The sequence below is a fragment of the Occultella gossypii genome (assembly GCF_019947135.1).
Classification (GTDB): Bacteria; Actinomycetota; Actinomycetes; order Actinomycetales; family Beutenbergiaceae; genus Occultella; species Occultella gossypii.
Genome location: NZ_JAGSHT010000036.1, coordinates 1 through 9,273, shown reverse-complemented (window position 1 = coordinate 9,273; position 9,273 = coordinate 1). Strand labels below are relative to the sequence as shown.

At 71.0% G+C, this 9,273-nt stretch carries 7 protein-coding genes and 1 pseudogene; 6 read left to right on the top strand and 2 right to left on the bottom strand.

What is annotated here, in order from left to right; genetic code table 11:
• From KCQ71_RS26725 to groL, 5 genes and pseudogenes are all read left to right on the top strand, one after another.
• Window positions 1-707 (top strand): annotated as a pseudogene (locus KCQ71_RS26725) (choice-of-anchor G family protein); the annotation flags it as partial.
• A 112-nt stretch (window positions 708-819) separates the two neighbouring features.
• Window positions 820-1,587, top strand: coding sequence for a DUF5819 family protein (locus KCQ71_RS26720; protein WP_223411720.1), 768 nt, complete (start codon window positions 820-822; stop codon window positions 1,585-1,587).
• Window positions 1,588-1,589: 2 nt separating this feature from the next.
• A complete protein-coding gene (locus tag KCQ71_RS26715; RefSeq protein ID WP_223411722.1) occupies window positions 1,590-2,723 on the top strand; it encodes an HTTM domain-containing protein in 1,134 nt (377 codons plus the stop codon).
• A gap of 48 nt (window positions 2,724-2,771) precedes the next feature.
• Entirely contained in the window at window positions 2,772-4,259 is a 1,488-nt protein-coding gene (locus tag KCQ71_RS26710) for a phytoene desaturase family protein (protein ID WP_223411719.1), read from the top strand.
• Between the two features lie 324 nt (window positions 4,260-4,583).
• A complete protein-coding gene (groL, locus tag KCQ71_RS26705) occupies window positions 4,584-6,218 on the top strand; it encodes a chaperonin GroEL (protein ID WP_223411718.1) in 1,635 nt (544 codons plus the stop codon).
• A gap of 103 nt (window positions 6,219-6,321) precedes the next feature.
• Here the strand turns inward: groL and KCQ71_RS26700 are convergent, their stop codons facing one another.
• Window positions 6,322-7,254: an aldose epimerase family protein gene (locus KCQ71_RS26700; protein WP_223411717.1), complete on the bottom strand. Its 933-nt coding sequence runs from the start codon at window positions 7,252-7,254 to the stop codon at window positions 6,322-6,324.
• 157 nt (window positions 7,255-7,411) lie between these two features.
• Between KCQ71_RS26700 and KCQ71_RS26695 the strand changes: the two genes are divergently transcribed.
• Window positions 7,412-8,179, top strand: coding sequence for a hypothetical protein (locus tag KCQ71_RS26695; RefSeq protein ID WP_223411716.1), 768 nt, complete (start codon window positions 7,412-7,414; stop codon window positions 8,177-8,179).
• Between the two features lie 71 nt (window positions 8,180-8,250).
• Here KCQ71_RS26695 and KCQ71_RS26690 read toward each other — a convergent pair whose 3' ends face one another.
• Window positions 8,251-9,123: a DUF4031 domain-containing protein gene (locus KCQ71_RS26690; RefSeq protein ID WP_223411715.1), complete on the bottom strand. Its 873-nt coding sequence runs from the start codon at window positions 9,121-9,123 to the stop codon at window positions 8,251-8,253.
• Window positions 9,124-9,273: the final 150 nt, after the last annotated feature.

Sequence of the window (9,273 nt, the reverse complement as noted above, 5' to 3'; positions counted from 1 at the left end):
CTGCACAGGCGGCGGCGGATGCCGATGCCAACGATGCGGCGAACGCTGATGCGTCTGCTGCGGCGACGTCCACTGCGGATGCCGATGCGGCTGCTGCGGCTGCGGCGGAGGCGGCGTCCAACGCCGATTCCTCCTCCGACGCCTCGTCCGCGGCCTCGGCCAACGCTGACGACGACAGCAATGCCACGGCGGCGGCTGACGACGACAGCAACGCCACGGCGGCGGCTGACGACGACAGCAACGCCAACGCCACGGCGGACGCCGACGCAGACGCGGCCGGACTCTCGGCCACCGTCAAGTTCGAGCGGATCGTGCGGGCCACCGGCGTGACCCAGGAGGTGTACGGCACCGGCTTCGAAGCGGGCGAGTCCGTCACCGCCACGGTGACCTCCACACCGTTCGACCTCACCGCCAATGCTGACCAGCAGGGCAACGTGGTGTTCTCGTTCGCAGTCGGCAGCGACTTCGAACTCGGTGCCCACCACGTGATCCTGGTCGGCGCGACCTCGGGCGAGGTGCCCGCGGCCAACACCGACACGGACTTCGTGGTGGTGACGGGATCGGGTGGCAACGGCAATGGCAACGGCAACCTGCCGGACACCGGTTCCGGACTCCCGATCGGGCTCCCGATCGGTGCCGGACTGCTGATCCTGCTGGGCGGCGCCGCCGTCTGGTTCGGGAAGGTGCGCCGCGGCTCGTCCGTGTGAGCGTGAGAAGTAGATAGCGGTTCGAGGTTCGGTCTCGGGTTCACCCGGGGCCGAACCTCGAACCGTGCCTGCGTCACAAGGGTTTCACGCAGTTGAAGAAGGGTCGGGGGAAATGACCGAGAGCAAGACAACGGGGAATCGGTCGGTCGTGGTGCGCATCGTGATGGTGCTCGCGGTCGCGTTCACGGCGTGGCACATCTTCGCCACGTTCCTGTGGATCGCGCCCGCCTCGGGGTTGCGGCAGGTGATTCCGGGCGACGCGCTGACGCGCTACATGATCCCGATGCACGGGCAGAGCTGGAGTGTCTTCGCCCCGGAACCGATCAACGGTGACTACCGCATTCAGGTCCGTGCCGTCGTCACCGAGAACGGCACCACCCGCACCACGGACTGGGTGGATGCCACGGCCGCCGAGATCACCATGCTCACGCACAACCTCGCACCGCCGCGTGCCGGGATCCAGTCCATCGAACTGGCCTCACGCTTCAAGGGTGCGTGGGACGCGCTCAGCGCCGAACAGCAGGAGATCGTGTCCCTCGGCTACTACAACGGCTCCGACTGGCGCGACCGGCTCGGTGTGGCCCTGGAGGCGACCGGTGACGCGGCCGAGGCCGGCGCGTACCTGGACATCGAACGGGTCGTCACCGCGTACTCCACCCAGGTGGCCTATGCCATGTGGGGCGAGGGTGTGGAGCAGGTCCAGTTCGTCATCAGCCGGCAGAACGTGATCCCGTTCGCGCAACGCAACGACCCGGACGCCGAACGACCGGCCGTGCAACCGGCGCCGACCGGATGGCGCGGCACGCTCGTGGAACCGGGACAGTCCCAGGAGAACTTCGCCCGGATCTTCCGGACCGCGGTCGCGGAGTCGGGGCAGTGAGCATGTTCACGGCACGCGCGGGGCAGCATGCCCGGGCCGGCCTGCGCACCGTCGTCGAGCTCGTCCGAGCCGTCGTCGACGTCGCTCTCGGGGTCGCCGCACGGATGGTGCGCTTCGTCGAGGCCTGGCTCCTGGACGCCAAGCGGGCCCGCTACGGCCTGGCCGTCACCCGGATCCTGCTCGCGGCCACCGCGATCGGCCTGCTGCTGACGAACTTCCGCACCCGGTACTACGCGTTCGGCAGTGGATCGGCCTGGAACGGTGAAGCGGCCCAGCCGCTCAGTGACTTCCCGGGCATCTGGATCTTCAGCCTGTTCCACCGGATCGCCCTGAACGACGCCGCGCTCACGGCGGCCTACCTGGCCCTGCTGGTCCTGGCCGTTCTGGTGCTGCTCGGCTGGCGGACCAAGCTGGTGCTGCCGGTCTTCTTCGTCGGCTGGGTCAGCTTCATCGAGATGAACGACTCGCTCGGCGACCAGGGCGACAACATGTTCCGCATCGTGCTGCTCGGGCTGCTGCTCGCGGACACCTCGAGCCGCTGGTCGCTCGATGCCCGACGGCGGGCCGCGGCCGGTCCGATCGCCGGCAGGTGGTTGCAGCGCAAGTGGCGCGGCGAGCCGATCGCGCCCGAGTGGACCACCAACCTCGCGCACAACCTGGTGCTCGTCGCGGTGACCTGCCACGTCTGCTTCGTCTATGCCTCCGGAGCGCTGTACAAGGCCGGTGGTGCGCCATGGCAGCAGGGCTACGCGATCTACAACCCGCTGAGTACCGAACGCTTCGGCACCTGGCCGGAACTCACCACGCTGCTCACGACCGCGGCGCCGATGGTCACCGTGGTGTCGTGGAGTTCGATCATCATCCAGATGTGCTTCCCGATGATGCTGCTGATGCGCGGCACACGGATCATCGGCCTGCTCGGGATCCTCTCCTTCCACATCGGGATCGCCGTGCTGATGGGCCTGCCCTGGTTCTCCCTGTCCATGATCGCGATCGACGCGATCTTCATCCGTGACGTCACCTGGAACCACATGGCCACCACGGTGCGGGACACTTGGCGCCGCGCCCGGACCGAGACGATCCCACCGGCGCCCGAGCCGTCGAACCTGCCCGAGCGGGAGCTCACCCACGCCTGACCGGATGCGCCGCGGTGAAAGCGGTCGCGGTGGGGCAGGATGGAGGACATGGTGAGGCGCAGCACGGATGCCGTCGTGATCGGCTCGGGACCCAACGGGTTGGCCGCCGCCGTCACCCTGGCCCGGGCCGGCCTCGAGGTCACCGTGTTCGAGGCGGAGGAGACCGTCGGCGGCGGTGCCCGCACCCTCGACCTCGGCCTCGCCCCCGGCGTGGTCCACGACATCTGTTCTGCGGTCCACCCGCTCGCCCTGGCCAGCCCGTTCTTCGCCGAGTTCGACCTCGCCGCACGCGGTGTGGACCTGCGGGTCCCCGAGGTCGCCTACGCACAGCCGATGCCTGACGGGCCGGCGGGTATCGCGTACCGCTCGCTCGGGCGCACGGCCGCCGAGCTGGGGCCCGACGGCGCAGCCTGGTTCGATCTCTTCGGTCCCCTCGTCGAGAACGCGGCCGTGCTCACCGAGCTCGCGCTCGGCAACCGCCGGAGCCTGCCGTCCGGTCTGCTCACCCCCGGAGGGCTGCGTGCGGCCATCGGCGCGGCCGCCCGCCTGCTCGAGCAGGGCACCCGAGCGTGGTCGGCCCGGTTCCGTGGCGACGTCGCCCCCGCACTGTTCACCGGCGTGGCCGCCCACTCGATCAGCACTCAACCCTCGCTCGCCGGTGCAGGCACCGCGATCATGCTCGCCACCCACGCGCACGCGGCCGGCTGGCCGATCCCGGTCGGCGGCTCCGGCGCGATCATCGGCGCGCTGCGGGCGGACCTCGAGGCGCACGGTGGGCGGATCCAGACGGGCCACCGGGTCCGGACCTGGCGGGAACTGCCGCGGGCACGTGCCTACCTCTTCGACACCACCCCGGCGACACTGCTGGGCATCTGGGGCGAGCGGATACCGGAGCGGGTCCGTGCGGCGCTGGCCCGGTTCCGCTACGGCGACGCCGCCGCGAAGGTGGACTACGTGCTCTCCGACGCGGTGCCGTGGGCGGACCCGCGGGTGGGGGAAGCGAGCACGGTGCACGTCGGCGGCACCCGCGAGGAGATGGCGTACGCCGAGTCGCTCGTGGCCGAGGGCGCGCACGCGGCGACCCCGATGGTGCTGTTCTCGGACCCGAGCGTGGCCGATCCCGGCCGGATCGTCGCCGGGCTGCGACCCGGCTGGGCCTACGCCCACGTGCCGGCGGGCAGCACCGTGGACGTCACGGAGGCCGTCACCGCGCAGATCGAGCGCTTCGCGCCGGGCTTCCGCGACGTCGTCGTCTCCTCCCGGTGCGTGCCCGCCGCCGACATGGCCGAGCACAACCAGAACTACGTCGGCGGGGACATCGCCGCCGGCGCCGTCTCCACGTGGGGGATGGCGGCGCGCCCCCGGCTCAGCACGGACCCGTTCGCCGCCGGGATCCCCGGGGTGTACCTGTGCTCGGCGTCGGTGCCGCCGGGGCCGGGGGTACACGGCATGGGTGGGCACCACGCGGCACGGCGGGCCCTGGCCCAGCGCTTCAAGGTGCCGCCGCCGTCGCTGGCGCCGCGCTCAACGGTCTGAGCTCGACCCTGGAACGGGTCATCGCCCGCGGACTTCCCAGTCGCCGCGCCCGAAGGCCACGGACACGCGGACGTGGGCGCCCGTGGCGACCACGCGCTCCGGTTCACCTGACTGCGAAACCGTGGCTCCGCCGTCGGGCCCTTCTTGCACTCTCCGGGTGAGAGTGCCAATAATGGCGTTAGCACTCTCGCCTTGAGAGTGACAACATCTGGTCAGTGAGATGAGGCGCTGCGCCGGTGCGGGACATGAACGCATCGGGTGGCGTCGTCCGTCGCGGGCATCGCACCGACCATACGCAAGCCAGTACCGGAGGATCAGACCCGAATGGCAAAGATCATCGCCTTCAACGAGGAGGCCCGTCGCGGGATGGAGCGTGGGCTCAACATCCTCGCCGACACCGTGAAGGTCACGCTCGGCCCGAAGGGACGCAACGTCGTCCTGGAGAAGAAGTGGGGCGCCCCCACGATCACCAACGATGGTGTGTCCATCGCCAAGGAGATCGAGCTCGAGGAGCCCTTCGAGAAGATTGGCGCCGAGCTCGTCAAGGAGGTCGCCAAGAAGACCGACGACGTCGCGGGTGACGGCACCACCACCGCCACCGTGCTCGCTCAGGCGCTCGTGCGCGAGGGCCTGCGCAACGTCGCGGCCGGCGCCAACCCGATCGCCCTCAAGCGCGGCATCGAGAAGGCCGTCGAGGCCGTGACCGCTGCCCTGCTCGACTCCTCCAAGGAGATCGAGACCAAGGAGCAGATCGCCGCCACCGCCGCCATCTCCGCCGGCGACCCCCAGATCGGCGAGCTCATCGCCGAGGCTCTGGACAAGGTCGGCAAGGAGGGCGTCATCACGGTCGAGGAGTCCAACGCCCTCGGCCTGGAGCTCGAGCTGACGGAGGGTATGCGCTTCGACAAGGGCTACCTGTCCGCCTACTTCGTCACCGACCAGGAGCGTCAGGAGGCCGTCCTCGAGGACGCCTACGTGCTGCTCGTCGAGTCGAAGATCTCGAACGTCAAGGAGCTGCTGCCGCTGCTGGAGAAGGTCATCCAGGCCGGCAAGCCGCTGCTGATCATCTCCGAGGACGTCGAGGGCGAAGCCCTGGCGACCCTGGTGCTGAACAAGCTCCGTGGCATCTTCAAGTCCGTCGCCGTCAAGGCCCCGGGCTTCGGCGACCGCCGCAAGGCCATGCTGACCGACATCGCGATCCTCACCGGCGGCCAGGTCGTCAGCGAGACCGTGGGTCTGAAGCTGGACAACGTTGGCCTCGAGGTCCTCGGTACCGCCCGCAAGGTGGTCATCACCAAGGACGAGACCACGATCGTCGAGGGCGCCGGCGAGGCCGACAGCATCGCCGGTCGCGTGTCGCAGATCCGCGCCGAGATCGAGAACTCCGACTCCGACTACGACCGCGAGAAGCTCCAGGAGCGCCTCGCGAAGCTCGCCGGTGGTGTCGCGGTGATCAAGGCCGGGGCCGCCACCGAGGTGGAGCTCAAGGAGCGCAAGCACCGCATCGAGGACGCCGTCCGTAACGCGAAGGCTGCCGTCGAGGAGGGCATCGTCGCCGGTGGTGGCGTGGCCCTCATCCAGGCCGCGAACACCGCGTTCGCCACCCTCCAGCTCGAGGGTGACGAGGCCACTGGCGCGAACATCGTTCGCGTGGCCGTGGACGCGCCGCTCAAGCAGATCGCGATCAACGCCGGCCTCGAAGGCGGAGTTGTCGCGGAGAAGGTCCGCAACCTGCCCGACGGTCACGGCCTCAACGCCGCGACCGGCGAGTACGAGGACCTCCTCGCTGCCGGCATCAACGACCCGGTCAAGGTGACCCGTTCCGCTCTGCAGAACGCCGCCTCGATCGCCGGCCTGTTCCTCACCACCGAGGCCATCGTGGCCGACAAGCCGGAGAAGGCCGCTGCGCCTGCCGGTGGTGGCGACGACATGGGCGGCATGGGCGGCATGGGCTTCTGATCCCCTAGGGATCGCAGCCCGGCGCTCGCCGGTCGAACGCAGTACTCGAAGGCCCCGGTCCGATCGGACCGGGGCCTTCGGGTGTCTCGGGGCGAACCACCGATCAGGAGCGTGGCCGCCCGGGCTCGGGGGTGATCTCGACCTCGTTCGTGAAGCTCATGGAGCGGCCCGGTTGCAGGAGATGCGCGCTGCCCTGCCGCCACGCATCGACCAGGGAGTCGGACGGTGCGTTCGCCGGTTCTATCGCGATCCAGCTTGCCCCCGCCCCCTGCTCCGGCCAGCTGTCCCGATTGACGCACAGGCCGACCCAGGGTGCGCTGTCGGTCGACTGTCGCATGGTCACCGCCGCGCCGAGGTCCGGGAACTCCAGGCGTGCCACGCCGGCCCAGCGCACGAAGACCTTGTAGTTCTCCGACGGTCCGGTGCGGGCGACCTCGGCCAGATCGAATGTCCCCCCGGACGGCCCGAGGGACGGCCAGGTGCCGACGACCGGCTGCGGCCACCGGGGCCCGAAGGCGCTGACCACCTGGCCGGCCTGAGGGATGACGATGACGGCGGCCTCGGGCCAGGACCAGAGCGGGTGGGCGCTGTAGAGGAAGCGGTAGTCGCGCGGGCCCGCGTTGCTGACGTCGATCCTCACCTCGAGCGCGGCTCGGCCCGGCAGTAGCCGGATCGACTTGCGCAGCTGCAGGGGGTGGTTCGGGTCACGACGGTCGAGGACGATCTCGCTGGCGGATGCACGCGCGGTCCGCCAGGGCCGGGACCAGAAGTCCCCGTGGTCGCGGATCGGCTCGCCGGACCGGCCGGGGTTCGGGTCCGCGCACTCCGCGATGGACGGCAGGCACTCGTCCCAGCCACCCCGGGTCCCGGCGGTGAAGGGGATGGGTTGGTCGGTGCCGGGCTCGGGCCGGTCGGTCTGCACCAGCCAGTCCCGGCCGGTGGCGTCGGTGATCTGGGCGATGCGGGCACCCGTTGCCGGGACGACGGAGACGGTCAGGTCGGCGCTCGTCAGCACGATGGGTGAGGGATCGGTCACGAGGACGCACAGTAGTGCGATTCCAGCCGCACCGGGTGCGGAGCCGACCCGCGAGGACGCCGATCGGAGAGGGCCGGGAGCCCTCGCCATACCCGCGTGGCCGCGGGAAGAACTGCCCATGGCAGGTGCGCCGGACCGGGCACTAGGTTCAGGCCCCATGAGCGCAGGCCGTCAGGAACCGGGGAACCAGTACGGCCGGCCGCCGGCGTACGGGGGGCAGCCCGCGTATGGCGAGCAGCCGGCGTACGGCCGGCCGGCGGCGTACGGGGCGCAGAACACGCCGCGATACGGTCCGGGGAGTGTGCAGGGGGCACACTCCGGGCCACCGTCGCCCGCATACCCGCCACACCGCGTCGGCATCGGGGAGCCGGCGCGGGTGGACCTCAGGCCGACGACCAAGGGCATCGTCATCCAGATCCTCGGCACCGTGCTGATGCTCGCCATCGGGGGCGTTGCTCTGACCGGCGGACTCACCTCGGACCAGGGCCTGGCACCGATCATCGTCGGGGCGATCTTCATGCTCCTCGGCCTGCTCCTGCTGTTCCTGCTGCCGAAGGTGCTTCGCGCGCGGGCGCTCGAGATCGGACCGACGGGGCTCGAGTACCACGATCCGAAGGGCAATCCGTGGGCGGTGCGCTGGACGGACCTGGCCACCGTCGACGTCAAGTACGGGTATCCGCGAGCACGGCGCAGCCCCCTGTCCGAAGGGGTCGTCGTGGCGCTCGAGTTCACCCTGCGCGCGGGCGCCGAGGCGCAGTACCCGGATCTGCGTCACTACCGGCGTGGCAACGCCTATCGACTGGCCCTCGGCCGGCGGGAGGATCTGCTCGGACCGTTGGCGCAGGCGCTCGGCGCCTTCGCCCCACCGCAGATCTTCGGTGGCGTGACGAACCTCGGCTCGATCACGGCGATGAGCCTGATCTGACGGGTGCTCGCCGCCCGGCTGGAGGCTCGAGCAGCGGCCGGCCCGGTCGCCAGTCGCCCCGGGCCGCGGCGTCAGTCCCGGAGTTCCTCGAGCAGGTTCAGGTGGGCGCGCTCCGCCCACAGCCTCCGGCCGCGTTCGGTGTGGAACAACGGGTCCAGTGCAAGCAGATGGCGCACGACGGCGGCCCGCCCCTTGGCGAAGTCCGCGTCACTGACGTGGGCGTAGTCCGCCCGTACGTCAGCCAGGTAGCGGGCGTAGCCGGCCGGCTCCCGGCCGAGGACGGACAGGTCCGCGTCGCAGAGGATGGCGCCCGTGGTGTCGCCGGGCTCCGGTGCGTGCGAGGCGGTCAGCAGGACCAGCCGGACGACCTCCTCGACATCCGCCGCGGCGACCCCGGCCGCGGTGAGCAGGTCCCGGGCCAGGTCGGCGGAGTCCTGCTCGTCCCGCCCCGCGACCCCGGCGTAGACGGCGTCGTGGAACCAGGCCGCGAGCAGCACCGTGGTCGGTGCCGGGTCGGGCTCGGACAACGCGTCGGCGGCCTCCAGCACCGCGAGCAGATGCGTGCCGTCGTGGTAGTGCCGGTGCGGCTCGCCCCACCGCTCCAGAAGTTCCACGCCGAGTGCCTCGTGGCCGGGTAGGAGCAGGCGCCATCGGAGGGTCAGTGCCACGTCGAGGTGCTCGCGTCGGTCCCGGGCCCGCACCCGCAGGCCGCTCGCACGCAGGCGACGGATGAGGTCACCGCCCGTGACCGGCCGGGCGCCCTGCGTCACCAGTTCGGTGTGCCGACGGGCGGGTACGTCATAGTGGTCGCGGTCGAAGGCGCGCTCGGGTAGCCCGGCCCGCCGCGCGAACTCGTGCAGCTCGGCCAGGGACTCGTCCGAGACCAGATGCGAGAACAGCGTGCCGTGCGCCGGCCACATCGGCGGATCGATCAGGACTGCCACCGCCCCAGGGTAGGGCGCCCGCGTCGGTGCCCGCGCCTGCTCAGCATCCGCCGTGCCCGCGCCCAATGCGCCCCGCGCCCGCCGCGTCCCGCGCCCGCCGCGTCCCGCGCCCGCGCCCATTGCGCCCTGCGCCCGCGGCGCCCCGCGCCC